The following is a 17,006-nucleotide window of genomic DNA, read 5'->3' on the forward strand; positions in this document are numbered from 1 at the left end:
GCTTGTGGAACATAAGCGGGGTTTTTCAATTACATCATTTAGTTAATGACAATGTGTAAAGACAGGTGTAAACTTAAACGGTAATCATTTTGCATATCAGAGGTGTTGGCAATGGGAAAACAACAGCCTATATCCCAGCGTAAACTGCTGGGCGTCGCCGGTTTGGGGTGGCTGTTTGATGCAATGGATGTCGGAATATTATCGTTTATTATCGCCGCGCTCCATGTAGAGTGGAATCTGTCGCCCGAAGAAATGAAATGGATCGGAAGCGTCAATTCCATCGGCATGGCTGCGGGTGCGTTTTTGTTTGGTTTGCTTGCTGATCGAATCGGCCGCAAAAAAGTGTTCATCATCACCCTTTTATGCTTTTCCATCGGAAGCGGCATTTCCGCTTTTGTGACGAGCTTATCGGCATTTCTAATCCTTCGTTTCGTGATTGGTATGGGACTTGGCGGCGAGCTTCCAGTCGCTTCAACACTCGTTTCGGAAGCGGTTGTGCCTGAAAAGCGGGGCAGAGTGATTGTGCTTTTGGAAAGCTTTTGGGCCGTGGGCTGGCTCGCAGCGGCCTTGATTTCTTACTTTGTGATACCAAGCTTTGGCTGGCAGGCTGCCCTGCTGTTAACTGCGCTGACTGCTTTTTATGCGCTGTACCTGCGGACGAGTCTGCCTGATTCGCCGAAATATGAATCGCTTTCTGCCAAAAAGAGGTCGGTGTGGGAGAATGTAAAAAGCGTCTGGGCAAGACAGTATATACGGCCGACGGTGATGCTGTCGATCGTTTGGTTCTGTGTGGTGTTTTCTTATTACGGCATGTTCCTATGGCTCCCGAGTGTCATGCTGCTGAAAGGCTTCAGCATGATTCAAAGCTTTGAATATGTCCTGCTGATGACGCTTGCTCAGCTACCGGGCTATTTCTCTGCCGCATGGCTGATTGAAAAAGCGGGCCGGAAGTGGATACTCGTCGTTTACTTGATTGGTACAGCAGGAAGCGCCTATTTCTTCGGAACGGCGGATTCCTTAAGTCTTCTGCTTACGGCTGGAATGCTGTTATCGTTTTTCAATCTCGGTGCATGGGGAGTGCTGTATGCTTATCCCCCGGAGCAATCCCCGACTGCGATTCGAGCAACAGGTTCAGGAACGACAGCAGCGTTTGGAAGAATCGGCGGCATCTTCGGGCCTTTGCTCGTCGGAACGCTCGCAGCCCGTCATATTTCGTTTTCGGTCATCTTTTCAATCTTTTGCATTGCAATCTTACTCGCGGTTGCTTGTATTTTGATTATGGGAAAAGAAACGAAACAAACTGAGCTAGAATAGGAAAAGCACCTCTTAAAAGAGGTGCTTTCAGCGTGTCGACAAACCCTCGCATTCGTTGTCAGGACTGCGCTTCGGTGCTCAATGCGAAGTGGATCAACGGCTAAATTCTCAGGCGTCCTGCCTAAACGCCGTCGTCATCACATCCTGTGAATGTCCGCTCCTATGCTCGTCTTTCCTAGACTTCAAGGGTTTTCAATCACGCTGAAAAGATTTTGTCAACAATCTGAGGCACCTCTTGAATGAGGTGCTATTTTTACATTTGCGCCCGGGCTGCGGATTGGCGTTTCCCGGTTTTACTGATTGCCTGGTAGAGCGTCATAGAAAGTATGAACAAAATGGCAGTAAATCCTGTGACAGCTCCGAAATGCTGTGTGCTTTGATATAAAAAACCTGCAATACTTGTACCGACAGTGGTCCCGGCATACATAGCGGCATTGGAAAGGGAAGCGATGGTTCCTCGCGCATTTGGTGCAATGGATTGAAAGACACCCATCATTAACGGAAAGATGATGCCAGCTGTAAAGAACGTGAGAAAAAAGCCGGCTTCTACTAAAAACAAGTTTGGAAAGAACGGAAGAGCGAAATAGAGAGCGCCCATTAGCAGCATCCCGCTGATCAGTGTTTTAAACATGCCCAGCTTTTCTGAAACCCGGCTGCCGATAAGGCTCCCGAGCATATTTCCCAGTCCGAGTACAAGCATAGCTGCGCCAATTTGTGACACGGTTAAATGATAATCCGCGGAAAGCCAAGTACCCAGAAAGCTGAACGATGCGAAGTTTCCGGTTTGAAACAGAAAATAGGCAAGCAGAATGACCGATGTTTTCGGCAATGAAAAAAGCTCCCGATAGGGGTTGACAATTGATGGGCGCGCCAATGGTTCAGAAGGCAGGATATCAGGCATGACCGCCGCCAGGATCAATAGAAGAATAAGCGAGCACGCTGACAAAACGAAAAATGGCGTATGCCATGTAAAGGAAGCGAGAAACCCTCCAATAGGAAGTCCGAGCATTTGTGAAGCGGCCAAACCTGCTGTCGCAATCCCCATGCCTTTTATGATCTGAGAAGGCTGGACAATGACTGGGATGGACGCCCAAATTTGAGGCGTCACAAACGCAGCGCTAACGCCTGCGGCAAAACGGAACAGGCACATGGCGGCAAAAGAGGGAGCGATGCCGCATAAAAATGTGGATACGATAAAGCCTGCAAGTCCCCACAGCATGACTGTTTTCCTGTTCAGCCGGTCTGAGATTGGGCCTGCAATGAAAGCGAAGAGCGCATAACCGAGTGCATAAGCACTGACCATCCAGCCTGACAAATCAGTAGAGACATGAAACTGATCCTGTAAAAGGGGGAGAAGCGGCGAAAGCAAAAAGGTATCCGTGCCAATGACAAACATGACACTGAAGAAAAGCCAAATGCGATTCAAATTTTATCACTCCTATTGTTTTATAACTTTGAAACTATGAAACAGATATGTATAGAGAAAACCCTTTGTTAGAGGGTTTCCAAAAAGCCAGGCAGGTATGTTTGAAATGTGTCTTCACGCAGACTGACGTATTTTGTACGCGAATCTTTCCGGGTTGCCGTCAATCCCGCTTCACGCAGCGTTTTAAAATGATAAGATGCCGTGGTTTTGACAATATTGCACTTTTCACCTACTTCACCGCAGCTGAGTTCTTTTCCGCTGACATAAAGCGTACGAATAATGGCAAGCCTTGATTCATCAGACAGTGCTTTAAAAATTTGCGCTCTGATTTGATCATCTGATTGTTTCATAGTCATGAAACTATAATACATAATGGGTGTTGGAAAAGCAACTTATTTTTCCAGTAAAGGAGCAGGAAGTCATAAGAGGAAGGAGGAATTCAATTCCAATAAAAGCGTTTTCAACTAAAGATAGGAGAAAAATCACCCGTAAAATACAATCATATAGGAGGATTACAGAGCATTTAGAAGCATAAATAAGATCATGTGGTCACATGGATGTTTATAAAGAAATGGTACAGAATAAAAGAGAATATGCTGTTTGTGTGGGAAGTTACATAAATGTTACGGTAATAAAGATTGCTTAATATGGAGGGAAAATATGAGTGTAGATGAGAAACCAATTAAGATAAAAGTCGAGAAAGTCTCTAAGATTTTTGGGAAACAAACAAAGAAGGCAGTTCAAATGCTTGCCAACGGAAAGACAAAAAAAGAGATCCTGAAAGCAACCGGATCAACCGTTGGTGTTAATCAGGCAGATTTTGAAGTATATGATGGTGAGATATTTGTCATCATGGGTCTATCAGGGAGCGGTAAATCAACTTTAGTACGGATGTTAAACCGGCTTATTGAACCGACTGCCGGAAATATTTACATTGATGGTGACATGATAACAAATATGTCTAAAGACCAGCTCCGGGAAGTCCGCCGGAAGAAAATCAGCATGGTCTTCCAAAAGTTCGCTCTGTTCCCGCACAGAACGATACTTGAAAACACAGAATACGGACTGGAGCTTCAAGGTGTAGACAAACAAGAGCGGCAGCAAAAAGCGCTTGAGTCTCTTAAGCTCGTTGGACTGGAAGGATTTGAACACCAATATCCAGACCAGCTTTCCGGCGGGATGCAGCAGCGTGTCGGCCTTGCCCGCGCGTTGACAAATGATCCGGACATCCTTCTGATGGACGAAGCGTTCAGTGCGCTTGATCCACTGATTCGTAAAGATATGCAGGATGAGCTTCTTGATCTTCACGATAATGTCGGAAAAACAATTATCTTTATTACGCATGACTTGGACGAAGCGTTGCGGATCGGCGACAGAATTGTCCTAATGAAGGACGGCAACATCGTTCAAATCGGCACGCCTGAAGAAATCCTGATGAATCCATCTAACGAATATGTTGAGAAATTCGTCGAAGATGTTGATTTGTCTAAAGTCCTCACAGCAGGCCACATTATGAAACGCGCTGAAACAGTGCGGATTGATAAAGGGCCTCGCGTAGCATTGACACTGATGAAAAACCTTGGAATTTCTTCAATTTATGCAGTGGATAAACAAAAGAAATTATTAGGTGTTATCTATGCGTCTGATGCGAAAAAAGCGGCTGAGTCTGATTTGTCACTTCAAGACATCTTGAATACAGAATTTACGACTGTACCAGAGAATACGTATCTGACTGAGATTTTTGACGTTGTGTCCGATGCGAATATTCCAATTGCGGTTGTGGATGAGAAGCAAAGAATGAAAGGAATTGTCGTAAGAGGCGCGCTGATTGGCGCACTTGCCGGCAATAACGAGTATATCAATGCTGAAGGCACTAACGAACAAACACAAGATCCTTCTGCACAGGAGGTGAAATAAGATGGATAGACTGCCTAGAATACCTTTAGCAGATATTATTGACCGTTTTGTTGACTGGATTACGATGACGTTTGGCGGATTCTTCGACGGAATCGCTAACGGATTGGCCGCTTTTGTAAATGGAATTGTCACCGGTCTTGGATTTATTCCATCTATTTTGTTAACGATTATTTTCGCCGCACTTGCGTGGTGGATCAGTACAAGGGGAATTGCGTTATTTACGTTGATTGGATTCCTCCTGATCGATTATTTAGGATATTGGGACCCAATGCTGCAAACATTGGCGCTTGTTTTGACATCTGTGATTATTTCGATTGTGGTCGGGGTTCCGATCGGAATTTGGGCGTCTCAGAAAGAAACGGTTCGCCGTATTGTAACGCCAATTCTTGATTTAATGCAGACAATGCCTGCTTTCGTATATCTATTGCCGGCGATTTTCTTCTTTAACATCGGTGTTGTGCCGGGTGTTGTTGCATCTGTTATCTTCGCGATGCCGCCGACAATCCGCATGACTGTTCTCGGTATTAAACAAGTGCCGGCGGATTTGATTGAAGCGACTGAGGCATTCGGTTCTACAACAGCTCAGCGTTTGTTTAAAGTTCAGCTCCCGCTTGCGACAAAAACGATTTTGGCCGGGATCAACCAGAGCATCATGCTTGCGTTATCAATGGTTGTTATCGCCGCAATGGTCGGTGCACCGGGACTTGGTTCTGAAGTATACAGTGCCGTTACACAGCTGAAAACCGGGGTCGGAGTAGAGGCCGGTATCGCCATCGTTATCGTTGCCATTACCCTGGACCGTATTACTCAAAATATTAAAGTGAAGAAGAAAAGCAGGGGGAATGCCTGATGCTTAAAAAAATCATAGGCATCGGCGTTTCCGCCATGCTGGCGCTCTCACTTGCGGCTTGCGGTTCAGAAAACGATGAAAATGCATCCGCAGCAGAACAAGTGAATAAGACCATCATCGGGATTGACCCCGGTTCAGGGATTATGTCCCTGACTGACAAAGCGATGAAGGATTATGACCTGAATGACTGGACATTGATTTCAGCGTCAAGTGCTGCGATGACCGCTACGCTTAAAAAGTCATACGACCGTAAGAAACCGATTATCATTACAGGATGGACACCGCACTGGATGTTCTCCAGATATAAGCTGAAATATCTCGATGATCCGAAACAATCTTATGGCAGCGCAGAGGAAATCCATACGATCACACGCAAAGGCTTCAGCAAAGAGCAGCCGAATGCCGCAAAGCTTCTGAGCCAGTTTAAATGGACGCAGGACGAAATGGGCGAAATCATGATCAAGGTGGAAGAAGGCGAGAAACCTGCCAAAGTTGCTGCTGAGTACGTCAATAAACATAAGGATCAGATTGCCGAATGGACAAAAGGCGTTCAAAAGGTGAAGGGAGACAAAATCAACCTTGCCTATGTGGCGTGGGACAGTGAGATTGCAAGTACAAACGTCATAGGCAAAGTCTTAGAAGACTTGGGCTATGAGGTAACACTTACTCAGGTAGAGGCTGGGCCGATGTGGACTGCAATTGCGACGGGAAGTGCGGATGCATCCCTTTCCGCATGGCTGCCGAATACCCATAAAGCATACGCCGCTAAATATAAAGGCAAATATGATGATATTGGCACCAGTATGACTGGTGTGAAGATGGGGCTTGTTGTTCCTCAATATATGAAAAATGTCAACTCAATTGAAGATTTGAAGAAGTAATCAAAAAAGCAGCCTGTGTCAGGCTGCTTTTTTTGCGTTAAGAAGCGTTAGCGGCAGCAAGTGATTCCGCCTTCTGAAATGTTTTGAGCACGGCGTTCGCCAAAATATGAATGCCGGTAAACATCGCATTTCTGTCAAAGGTCATGTGCGGATGATGGAGCCCCGGCTGGAGCCCGCAGCCTAGTCCGAGCATCGTTGTTTTCAGATTCGGCACCTTCACGGCGTAAAAATGGAAATCCTCGCCGCCGGTGGTGACAAGCGGGTCATCAAGCCGCTCAGCCCCGATGATTTCCGTAATGGCTTCTGCCATGATCGCTTCAGCTTCTTTATTTTGTGTTGCCGCAGGAAGGCTGTGTTCTTTGTGCAGCTCGATCTTTGCGCCAAATGCAGCGGCGGCCGCTTCACAGGCTCTTTCTGTTTCGGCGATTAATGCCTCCATGGCTTCATTGGTCTGTGCGCGCAAATCAAGGCTGAACGATGCTTTTCCTGGAATGATGTTAGAGCTTTCACCGCCGGCTTGCAGTTTTGTCATTTTGACGGTATGCGGGATTTGCGGGTCAATATGAATGAGTCCGAGCTTGTGTACAAGAAATGCCGCAATTTCAATGCTGTTTTTCCCGAGGTGCGGACGGGCGCCATGAGCCTCTTCCCCGATGATCGTTCCCTCAATGTGCTGGCTTGATCCGTGCAGAATAGAAGGAGCGCAGCGGCCGTTCTGTGTTTCCTGGATCGGACGGACGTGAACGCCATACAAATAGTCGATATCATCAAGCACGCCTTCTTCTATCATTTTCAAGGCGCCGCCGCCTTTTTCTTCTGCCGGCTGAAAGATAAAACGGATTGTGCCCTTCGGAAGCTCAGGTTGTTTTTTTAGCAGCATTAACGTGCCCAATGCCATTGTCATATGTGAATCGTGTCCGCAGGAATGGTTGGCGCGAAATGTGCCGTTAACCTCCTGCCACAGCGCGTCAATATCAGCGCGTACCGCTACAACAGGTGAGCCTGAGCCGATTTCGCCGACAACCCCGGTGCAGTCTGAAAACGTGCGCGTCCGGCACCCTAAATCCTCAAGCTTTTGTTTCAAAAATGAAGTTGTCTCATATTCCTTCCAGCTGACTTCAGGGTTCGCGTGCAGATGCTCGAAGATGTCCATAATGGTTTGTTTCATGTCTTCTGAAAGCTTTTGCATGGTAAGAAATACCTCCTTCTATCAGAATGAATTTTTACCTTCTTTACTTTATTTATATTGAAACAGGAAGATAGGCTGTATATAATATAGCACATATTGCTACTATTCAGAATAATTAATATTTTCAAACAGAGGGGATGGATCGAAATATGAGTATGCCAGCAGCCGAAACACAGCCTAAGAAAAAACGTATGACATTTAAAATGCCTGACGCCTATGTCCTCTTATTTATGATTGCTTTCATTTGCGCAATCGCTTCATATATTGTGCCGGCAGGTGAATTTGACCGCGTGACAAAGGGGGATGTCACGACCGCTGTTCCGGGAAGCTATCATTCAATTGAACAGTCTCCGGTCAGCTTGATCAGCTTTTTTACTTCTCTACAGGATGGAATGGTTGGATCAGCACCCATCATCTTTCTGATTTTATTCACAGGCGGCACCATTGCTATTCTAGAAAAAACGGGTGCCATCAATGGCCTGATTTACAATGTCATCAGCAAATTCCGCACAAAGCAATTATTATTTATTTGTATTGTCGGCGCATTGTTCTCCATTCTCGGAACAACCGGGATTGTCGTGAATTCAGTTATCGGTTTTATCCCCATCGGCCTCATTGTGGCACGATCCTTAAAATGGGACGCAGTCGCGGGAGCCGCTGTTATATACATCGGCTGCTACGCTGGATTTAACTCCACCATATTATCACCGTCACCGCTCGGTTTATCACAATCAATCGCGGAGCTCCCTCTTTTCTCAGGAATCGGCCTGCGAGTTGTGATATACATATGCTTTTTGCTGTCTTCTATTATTTATATCTATTTGTATACGAGAAAATTAAAAAAATCAAAAGATGCCAGTGTGTTAGGAACAGATTGGTTCCCTGCGGCAGGAATGGGCGAAGCCGGTAAAGAAGAAGATCAGTCAGTGCCGTTTACCGTTCGCCATAAGCTGATTTTGGCTGTGGCGGGACTCTCACTTGTCGGATTTTTATACGGCGCTTTGAAGCTTGGCTGGTCAGATTCCCAAATGGCTGCGACATTTATTTTTATTTCTGTCCTTGCCGGTTTAATAGGCGGGCTTGCGGCGAACGATATTGCCAAAACCTTCATTACGGGCTGCCAAAGTCTTGTATACGGGGCGCTGATTGTCGGGATGGCACGAAGCATTTCCGTTATCCTTGAAAATGGAAAGCTTCTCGATACTGTCGTCAATGCTTTGGCTTCACTTTTGGATGGATTCAGCCCGATTGCTGGGGCAATCGGCATGTATATCGCCAGTGCGCTGCTTCATTTTCTCATCTCTTCAGGTTCTGGCGAAGCCGTTGTATTTATTCCAATCCTGGCGCCGCTCGCTGATTTGATGGGAATCACGAGACAGGTTGCGGTTGAAGCGGTTATGCTTGGAGAAGGGGTCGTCAACTGTGTGAACCCGACATCCGGCGTTCTCATGGCGGTGCTTGCCGCCAGCGGTATTCCGTATGTCAAGTGGCTGCGGTTTATGGTGCCGCTTGCTCTGATTTGGTTCTTGATCGGGCTTGTCTTTATCGTGATCGGCGTCATGATCAATTGGGGGCCGTTTTAACGATTGCTGCCCGCCGGCTTGTACGGCGGGCTTTTGAGTTATTCATTGCAGAAGCGCAGGCTGTTATTGTAACATGTAAGCCATAAGCCATTCGTAAAAGTGCGGGAGGAAGGTCATGAATAATCTGCGTAATAGACTTTCAGGCGTGAATGGGAAAAATAAGAGAGTAAAAGAAAAAGAACAAAAAATCTGGTCGGAGATTGGGATGATAGCGGGAGCATTTGCGCTGCTTGATGTGATCATCCGCGGCATTATGTTTGAATTTCCGTTTAAAGAATGGGCTGCAAGCCTTGTGTTTTTGTTCATCATTATCTTATATTACTGCATCAGGGCTGCGGCATCCGGAATGCTCATGCCGAGAATAGACACCAAAGAAGAACTGCAAAAACGGGTGAAGCAGCAGCGAATAGAATCAATTGCGGTCGCCTTTGCGGTAGTGGTGCTTACGATGTACGACAGGGGGATTCCCCATACATTCTTCGCTTGGCTGAAAATGATTCTTCTTTTTATCGTCTGCGGCGGCGTTCTGTTTCTGCTTCGGTATGTGATTGTGAAGCTGGCTTACAGAAGAGCGGTAAAAGAAGAAATAAAAAAGAAATCATCTTGAAAAATAGATGGTTTCTTTTTTTGTTTGGAAAGCGAGGGAAGCGTTCACAGTTTCGGGCAGCTTTTTTTATAGGAACATTGATTTGTATTCACTCTGCCAAGTTGTTTTGATAGAGTGATTGTGATAATTTTAAATGTAAGCGTTAACAAAATTCTCCAGTCTTCACATCGGTTTGAAAGGAGGAAGCGGAAGAATGAAGTAAGAGGGATTTTTGACTCCGAAGTAAGTCTTCAAAAAATCAAATAAGGAGTGTCAAGAATGTTTGCAAAACGATTCAAAACCTCTTTACTGCCGTTATTCGCTGGATTTTTATTGCTGTTTCATTTGGTTCTGGCAGGACCGGCGGCTGCGAGTGCTGAAACGGCGAACAAATCGAATGAGCTTACAGCACCGTCGATCAAAAGCGGAACCATTCTTCATGCATGGAATTGGTCGTTCAATACGTTAAAACACAATATGAAGGATATTCATGATGCAGGATATACAGCCATTCAGACATCTCCGATTAACCAAGTAAAGGAAGGGAATCAAGGAGATAAAAGCATGTCGAACTGGTACTGGCTGTATCAGCCGACATCGTATCAAATTGGCAACCGTTACTTAGGTACTGAACAAGAATTTAAAGAAATGTGTGCAGCCGCTGAAGAATATGGCATAAAGGTCATTGTTGACGCGGTCATCAATCATACCACCAGTGATTATGCCGCGATTTCCAATGAGGTTAAGAGTATTCCAAACTGGACACATGGAAACACACAAATTAAAAACTGGTCGGATCGATGGGATGTCACGCAGAATTCATTGCTCGGGCTGTATGACTGGAATACACAAAATACACAAGTACAGTCCTATCTGAAACGGTTCTTAGAAAGGGCATTGAATGACGGGGCAGACGGTTTTCGATTTGATGCCGCCAAACATATAGAGCTTCCAGATGATGGCAGTTACGGCAGTCAATTTTGGCCGAATATCACAAATACAGCTGCAGAGTTCCAATACGGAGAAATCCTGCAGGATAGTGCCTCCAGAGATGCTGCATATGCGAATTATATGAATGTGACAGCGTCTAACTATGGGCATTCCATAAGGTCCGCTTTAAAGAATCGCAATCTGGGCGTGTCGAATATCTCCCACTATGCATCTGATGTGTCTGCGGACAAGCTAGTGACATGGGTAGAGTCGCATGATACGTATGCCAATGATGATGAAGAGTCGACATGGATGAGCGATGATGATATCCGTTTAGGCTGGGCGGTGATAGCTTCTCGTTCAGGCAGTACGCCTCTTTTCTTTTCCAGACCTGAGGGAGGCGGAAATGGTGTGAGATTCCCGGGGAAAAGCCAAATAGGCGATCGCGGGAGTGCTTTATTTGAAGATCAGGCTATCACTGCGGTCAATAGATTTCACAATGTGATGGCTGGACAGCCTGAGGAACTCTCGAACCCGAATGGAAACAACCAGATATTTATGAATCAGCGCGGCTCACATGGCGTTGTGCTGGCAAATGCAGGTTCATCCTCTGTCTCTATCAATACGGCAACAAAATTGCCTGATGGCAGGTATGACAATAAAGCTGGAGCGGGTTCATTTCAAGTGAACGATGGTAAACTGACAGGCACGATCAATGCCAGGTCTGTAGCTGTGCTTTATCCTGATGATATTGCAAAAGCGCCTCATGTTTTCCTTGAGAATTACAAAACAGGTGTAACACATTCTTTCAATGATCAACTGACGATTACCTTGCGTGCAGATGCGAATACAACAAAAGCCGTTTATCAAATCAATAATGGACCAGAGACGGCGTTTAAGGATGGAGATCAATTCACAATCGGAAAAGGAGATCCATTTGGCAAAACATACACCATCATGTTAAAAGGAACGAACAGTGATGGTGTAACGAGGACCGAGGAATACAGTTTTATTAAAAGAGATCCAGCTTCGGCCAAAACCATCGGCTATCAAAATCCGAATCATTGGAGCCAGGTAAATGCTTATATCTATAAACATGATGGGGGCCAGGCAATTGAATTGACCGGATCTTGGCCTGGAAAACCAATGACTAAAAATGCAGATGGAATTTACACGCTGACACTGCCTGCGGACACGGATACAACCAACGCCAAAGTGATTTTTAATAATGGCAGCGCCCAAGTGCCCGGCCAGAATCAGCCTGGCTTTGATTACGTGCAAAATGGTTTATATAATGACTCGGGCTTAAGCGGTTCTCTTCCCCATTGAGGGCAAGGCTAGACTGGAATTACCGAAAGAAACCATCATAGATGGTTTCTTTTTTGTTCATAAATCAGACAAAACTTTTCCCTTGCAAAAGTTTGTGAAGTGTTGCACAATATAAATGTGAAATACTTCACAAACAAAAAGACATCAAAGAGAAACATACCCTGGAAGGATGATTAATGATGAACAAACATGTAAATAAAGTAGCTTTAATCGGAGCGGGTTTTGTTGGAAGCAGTTATGCATTTGCGTTAATTAACCAAGGGATCACAGATGAGCTTGTGGTCATTGATGTAAATAAAGAAAAAGCAATGGGCGATGTGATGGATTTAAACCACGGAAAGGCGTTTGCGCCACAACCGGTCAAAACATCTTACGGAACATATGAAGACTGCAAGGATGCTGATATTGTCTGCATTTGCGCCGGAGCAAACCAAAAACCTGGTGAGACACGCCTTGAATTAGTAGAAAAGAACTTGAAGATTTTCAAAGACATCGTCAGTGAAGTCATGGCGAGCGGATTTGACGGCATTTTCTTAATCGCGACAAATCCGGTTGATATCCTGACTTACGCAACATGGAAATTCAGCGGCCTGCCAAGAGAGCGGGTGATCGGAAGCGGCACAACACTAGATTCTGCGAGATTCCGTTTCATGCTGAGCGAATACTTTGGCGCAGCGCCTCAAAACGTGCACGCACATATTATCGGAGAGCACGGCGACACAGAGCTTCCTGTTTGGAGCCACGCGAATGTCGGCGGTGTGCCGGTCAGTGAACTCGTTGAGAAAAACGATGCGTACAAACAAGAGGAGCTGGACCAAATTGTAGATGATGTGAAAAACGCAGCTTACCATATCATTGAGAAAAAAGGCGCGACTTATTATGGAGTTGCGATGAGTCTTGCTCGCATTACAAAAGCCATTCTTCATAATGAAAACAGTATATTAACTGTCAGCACATATTTGGACGGGCAATATGGTGCAGATGATGTGTACATCGGTGTGCCGGCTGTCGTGAACCGCGGAGGGATCGCAGGTATCACTGAGCTGAACTTAAATGAGAAAGAAAAAGAACAGTTCCTTCACAGCGCCGGCGTCCTTAAAAACATTTTAAAACCTCATTTTGCAGAACAAAAAGTCAACTAACCGCAACTTTAGAGTAAAGGGCTGATTGTCAATGTGGGAGCAGTTGTATGATCCGTTTGGAAACGAGTATGTGAGCGCACTTGTGGCGCTCACTCCGATTCTCTTTTTTCTTTTGGCTTTAACTGTTTTGAAAATGAAAGGCATTCTTGCGGCATTTCTTACCCTAGCCGTCAGTTTCTTCGTCTCCGTTTGGGCATTTCATATGCCGGTTGAAAAAGCGATTTCTTCTGTTTTGTTAGGAATCGGGAGCGGGCTGTGGCCCATTGGCTACATCGTCCTGATGGCGGTGTGGCTGTATAAAATCGCCGTGAAAACCGGGAAATTTACCATTATTCGGTCCAGCATTGCCGGCATTTCGCCTGACCAACGATTACAGCTATTATTAATTGGTTTTTGTTTTAACGCGTTTTTAGAAGGCGCGGCCGGTTTTGGTGTTCCGATTGCGATTAGTGCGGCGCTGCTCGTCGAACTTGGTTTTAAACCGTTAAAAGCGGCGGCGCTCTGCTTGATTGCAAACGCTGCCTCCGGAGCCTTTGGGGCGATTGGGATTCCTGTCATCACAGGGGCGCAGATTGGTGATTTGTCTGCTCTTGAGCTGTCTCGGACATTAATGTGGACACTGCCGATGATCTCATTTTTAATACCATTCCTGCTTGTATTCTTATTAGACCGAATGAAAGGAATCAAACAGACATGGCCCGCTCTTCTGGTTGTGAGCGGTGGGTATACAGCGGTTCAGACACTGACAATGGCGGTGCTCGGGCCGGAATTAGCAAACATTTTGGCGGCCTTATTCAGCATGGGCGGGCTTGCCCTCTTCCTCCGCAAATGGCAGCCGAAAGAGATTTACCGCGAGGAAGGGGCCGGCGATGCTGGTGAGAAAAAGGCATACCGTGCCGCTGACATTGCGAAAGCGTGGTCTCCTTTCTACATTTTAACTGCGGCGATCACCATCTGGAGCCTTCCTGCCTTCAAAGCGCTTTTCCAAGAAGGCGGGCTGTTATATCAATCAACGCTCCTGTTCAAAATGCCTTTTCTGCATCAGCAAATTATGAAAATGCCGCCGATTGCGCCATCTGCCATGCCGTTAGATGCAGTCTTTAAAGTTGATCTGCTGTCAGCGACTGGTACAGCGATTTTAGCGGCGGTCATCGTGACAGGGCTGTTCAGCAAAAAGTTCTCCTCTCGGGATGCCTTTGCTTCCTTGAAGGAGACGGGAAAAGAGCTGTGGGTGCCGATTATGACGATCTGCTTCGTGATGGGGTTTGCCAATCTGGCCAACTTCGCAGGGCTCAGCTCTTCAATTGGGTTAGCATTGGCGAAAACAGGAGACCTGTTCCCGTTTGTCAGTCCTGTTCTCGGCTGGATTGGCGTGTTCATCACCGGTTCTGTTGTCAGCAATAATGCTTTGTTCGGCCATTTGCAGGTTGTCACGGGAGCGCAGATCGGTGCGGGTTCAGATTTGCTGTTAGCCGCAAATACGGCGGGCGGTGTCATGGCGAAACTTGTTTCTCCTCAATCTATCGCCATCGCTGCCGCAGCGGTCGGCCAAACAGGCAAGGAATCTAAACTGTTTAAAAGGACAGTGGCGTACAGCCTGATTCTGTTATTGATCATTTGTATATGGACGTTTATTCTTGCAAGATTAGGAGTGTAATAGAAAAAAGCAGTACATGCCCAGCATGTACTGCTTTTTTTATGTTAATTTGCTTTCTTTGTCATTTCGGCTGTTGTTTTCACTCTGGCTTTTCCCATAAATAAAATGGTAACCGCCGCGAGGACAATTGGAATCAAAGCGAGCAAAAAGACATACGTGATACTTGATGACATCGCGTCAATAATGCGATTCAGGATCGCATCAGGAATCTGGGAACGTGTTCCCGCTTGGAATATCTCCTGCGGGTCGCCAATATTTTGCGCAGCGCCTGATCCCGCTGAGCCTTTCATACCGCTGAAGGCGTCATTCAGCTTGTTTGTGAATACGTTTGTTTGCACCGTTCCGAAAATGGTGACACCTAAGGTCATGCCAAATGATCGCAAAAATGAATTTGTAGAGTTTGCCGTTCCCCGAAAGCGAGGTTCAAGATCATTCATCGATGCCGCCGGCAGCAGGGAGAAGTTAAAGCCTACACCAAAGCCTGAAATCATCATAAAGACTGTCAGCCATACCCGTGCTGTGTCAGGCGTCATATTGGAAAGAAGCAGCATGCCGATAAAGAAAGCTATAACAGATATCAGCATCAAATTGCGGAAGCTTGCCTTCGTTTGGAAGATCCCGCCGATCATGCTTCCGATGACTGATCCAATCATCATCGGCGTCAGAATGAAGCCCGCGCTTGTCGCCGAGCTGCCGTAGACCGCCTGAACGAAAATCGGAATAAATACCGCTAAAATAATAAATGTTCCGCCATACAGGAAAGCGAGAATCTGTGCTGTGGCAAACAAGCGGTTCTTAAACATCCAGAAAGAAATAATCGGCTCTTCTGCTTTTCTCTCCACAATAAAAAAGGCAATGAAGAAAACGGCGAATACAATAAACAGCCCGATGATCTGAATGGAGTTCCAATCGTATGTTTTGCCGCCAAGCTCAAGGGCGAACATCAGGCATACAATGGATACGACTAAGGTAATCGCGCCGCCCCAGTCTATTTTCTGCTTTCTGTGCTCCAGAGATTCTTTGTAGTAGCGAATAATGAAAAACAATGACAATGCGCCGATCGGCACATTGATGTAAAACACCCAGTGCCAGCTGATCGAATCTGTAATGATCGCGCCTAAGAGCGGACCAAGAACACTGGATAATCCAAATACAGCACCGAACATGCCGGACATTTTTCCGCGTTTTTCCGGCGGAAACAAATCAAAGATAATGGTAAAGGCAATCGGCAGGAGCGCGCCGCCTCCGATCCCTTGAATGGCCCGGAAGATGATCAGCTGATTCATCGTCTGGGCAATCCCGCATAAAGCAGAACCGATTAAGAAAAAAATAAGTCCAAACAGGAAAAAACGTTTTCGGCCGTACATATCGGAAAGCTTGCCGTAAATCGGCATGCCAGCCATAACCGCCACCATATAGGATGCCGTCACCCAGGCAAATTTATCGAAGCTTCCAAGATCGGCTACGATATTGCCCATCGCGGTGGCAACAATCGTATTGTCCATTGCAGACATCAAGATGCCCAGCAGGAGACCGAGGACCACAAATTTGGTGGAAGCCTGTTTTGCTGTTGTTGTGTCCATTTGTTCTACCTCCTCTTACTTTTCTATGTAAGTTCTGATATCATGATAATAGTTTGATTGTTGAATATCTCGATTATCAAGATAAACTCGATTTTATAGGGAGGACTGTCAGTTGTCAACAAGAAATTCCAGAAGTGAGTTGGAAAAGACTGCTGTTCAGCTTTTTCGAAAACTGGGCACAAGAACGGTTCTGTTTCATCAGGCAGCCGCTCAAGCTCTCGGTCTGTTTCCCACCGATTTGAAATCAGCTGACATTTTAAATGAAGCAGGGCCGATGACGGCCGGAGAGCTGGGGAAAAAAACCGGCCTCAGCACGGGTTCCGTCACGGCGCTTGTTGACCGGCTGGAAAAAGCGGGGTATGTGGCTCGTGAAAAGGACCCGAACGATCGCAGGAGAGTCGTAATCGTCCCTTTGACTGCTTCGAAAAAACATATAAAGGATTTGTTCCGTCCTCTGTCTGAGTCAACGATGGATTTGTGCCGCGAATATACGGAAGAGGAGCTGGAACTCATTTTCAGTTTTGTAGGCAAAGCTGCCGATATTATGGAGGAAGAGCTTGAACGTCTGAAACAGTAAGTGAATTTGTGCATAGCTTGGCCCGTTCCCGAATAAATTGTA

General features: G+C 46.0%; 13 protein-coding genes and 1 pseudogene. 10 read left to right on the plus strand and 4 right to left on the minus strand.

Annotation, left to right across the window (positions count from 1 at the left end; all coding sequences use genetic code 11):
- Window positions 1-111: 111 nt before the first annotated feature.
- Window positions 112-1,314 carry a niacin permease NiaP gene (niaP, locus tag QF06_RS00430; RefSeq protein ID WP_043940042.1) on the plus strand — a complete coding sequence of 401 codons (1,203 nt, stop codon included), beginning with the start codon at window positions 112-114 and terminating at the stop codon, window positions 1,312-1,314.
- 253 nt (window positions 1,315-1,567) lie between these two features.
- On the opposite strand, the gene QF06_RS00435 is transcribed toward niaP, so the two are convergent.
- Both QF06_RS00435 and QF06_RS00440 read right to left on the minus strand, forming a co-directional pair.
- Window positions 1,568-2,740: an MFS transporter gene (locus QF06_RS00435; protein ID WP_029317213.1), complete on the minus strand. Its 1,173-nt coding sequence runs from the start codon at window positions 2,738-2,740 to the stop codon at window positions 1,568-1,570.
- Window positions 2,741-2,808: 68 nt separating this feature from the next.
- Window positions 2,809-3,111: an ArsR/SmtB family transcription factor gene (locus QF06_RS00440; RefSeq protein ID WP_010886398.1), complete on the minus strand. Its 303-nt coding sequence runs from the start codon at window positions 3,109-3,111 to the stop codon at window positions 2,809-2,811.
- Between the two features lie 289 nt (window positions 3,112-3,400).
- On the opposite strand from QF06_RS00440, the gene opuAA reads away from it, so the two are divergent.
- Genes opuAA through opuAC form a run of 3 tightly spaced genes read left to right on the plus strand, consistent with a single transcriptional unit; the run spans window position 3,401 to window position 6,388 of the window.
- Window positions 3,401-4,657: a glycine/proline betaine ABC transporter ATP-binding protein OpuAA gene (gene opuAA / locus QF06_RS00445; protein WP_003246301.1), complete on the plus strand. Its 1,257-nt coding sequence runs from the start codon at window positions 3,401-3,403 to the stop codon at window positions 4,655-4,657.
- Between the two features lies 1 nt (window position 4,658).
- A complete protein-coding gene (gene opuAB / locus QF06_RS00450; protein ID WP_003234703.1) occupies window positions 4,659-5,507 on the plus strand; it encodes a glycine/proline betaine ABC transporter permease subunit OpuAB in 849 nt (282 codons plus the stop codon).
- On the plus strand, window positions 5,507-6,388 hold the full coding sequence (opuAC, locus tag QF06_RS00455; RefSeq protein WP_003246462.1) for a glycine/proline betaine ABC transporter substrate-binding protein OpuAC: 882 nt from the start codon (window positions 5,507-5,509) through the stop codon (window positions 6,386-6,388). Before opuAB ends, opuAC begins: the two co-directional genes overlap by 1 nt.
- A gap of 37 nt (window positions 6,389-6,425) precedes the next feature.
- Here the strand turns inward: opuAC and QF06_RS00460 are convergent, their stop codons facing one another.
- Window positions 6,426-7,577, minus strand: a complete 1,152-nt coding sequence (locus QF06_RS00460) for a M20 peptidase aminoacylase family protein (RefSeq protein WP_043940043.1) — start codon at window positions 7,575-7,577, stop codon at window positions 6,426-6,428.
- Between the two features lie 149 nt (window positions 7,578-7,726).
- Here QF06_RS00460 and QF06_RS00465 point away from each other — a divergent pair, with 149 nt between their 5' ends.
- The 5 genes and pseudogenes from QF06_RS00465 (at window position 7,727) to QF06_RS00485 (ending at window position 14,804) form a co-directional block, all read left to right on the plus strand.
- On the plus strand, window positions 7,727-9,160 hold the full coding sequence (locus QF06_RS00465; protein WP_003246402.1) for a YfcC family protein: 1,434 nt from the start codon (window positions 7,727-7,729) through the stop codon (window positions 9,158-9,160).
- A 115-nt stretch (window positions 9,161-9,275) separates the two neighbouring features.
- A pseudogene (locus tag QF06_RS00470) lies at window positions 9,276-9,877 on the plus strand (DUF6773 family protein).
- A gap of 148 nt (window positions 9,878-10,025) precedes the next feature.
- The gene (gene amyE / locus QF06_RS00475) at window positions 10,026-12,005 is read left to right on the plus strand and encodes an alpha-amylase (protein WP_043940044.1); all 1,980 of its coding nucleotides are present in this window, start codon (window positions 10,026-10,028) and stop codon (window positions 12,003-12,005) included.
- Window positions 12,006-12,181: 176 nt separating this feature from the next.
- Entirely contained in the window at window positions 12,182-13,147 is a 966-nt protein-coding gene (locus QF06_RS00480) for an L-lactate dehydrogenase (RefSeq protein WP_043940045.1), read from the plus strand.
- A gap of 31 nt (window positions 13,148-13,178) precedes the next feature.
- Window positions 13,179-14,804 carry an L-lactate permease gene (locus QF06_RS00485; protein WP_003246465.1) on the plus strand — a complete coding sequence of 542 codons (1,626 nt, stop codon included), beginning with the start codon at window positions 13,179-13,181 and terminating at the stop codon, window positions 14,802-14,804.
- Between the two features lie 44 nt (window positions 14,805-14,848).
- Here the strand turns inward: QF06_RS00485 and bmr3 are convergent, their stop codons facing one another.
- Window positions 14,849-16,387: a multidrug efflux MFS transporter Bmr3 gene (bmr3, locus tag QF06_RS00490; protein ID WP_003246377.1), complete on the minus strand. Its 1,539-nt coding sequence runs from the start codon at window positions 16,385-16,387 to the stop codon at window positions 14,849-14,851.
- Between the two features lie 112 nt (window positions 16,388-16,499).
- On the opposite strand from bmr3, the gene QF06_RS00495 reads away from it, so the two are divergent.
- Window positions 16,500-16,964 (plus strand): MarR family transcriptional regulator, encoded by a 465-nt coding sequence (locus QF06_RS00495; protein WP_003246360.1) that lies wholly within the window; start codon window positions 16,500-16,502, stop codon window positions 16,962-16,964.
- Window positions 16,965-17,006 lie beyond the last annotated feature (42 nt).

Source organism: Bacillus sp. YP1 (genome assembly GCF_000877815.1).
GTDB classification, from domain to species: domain Bacteria; phylum Bacillota; class Bacilli; order Bacillales; family Bacillaceae; genus Bacillus; species Bacillus subtilis.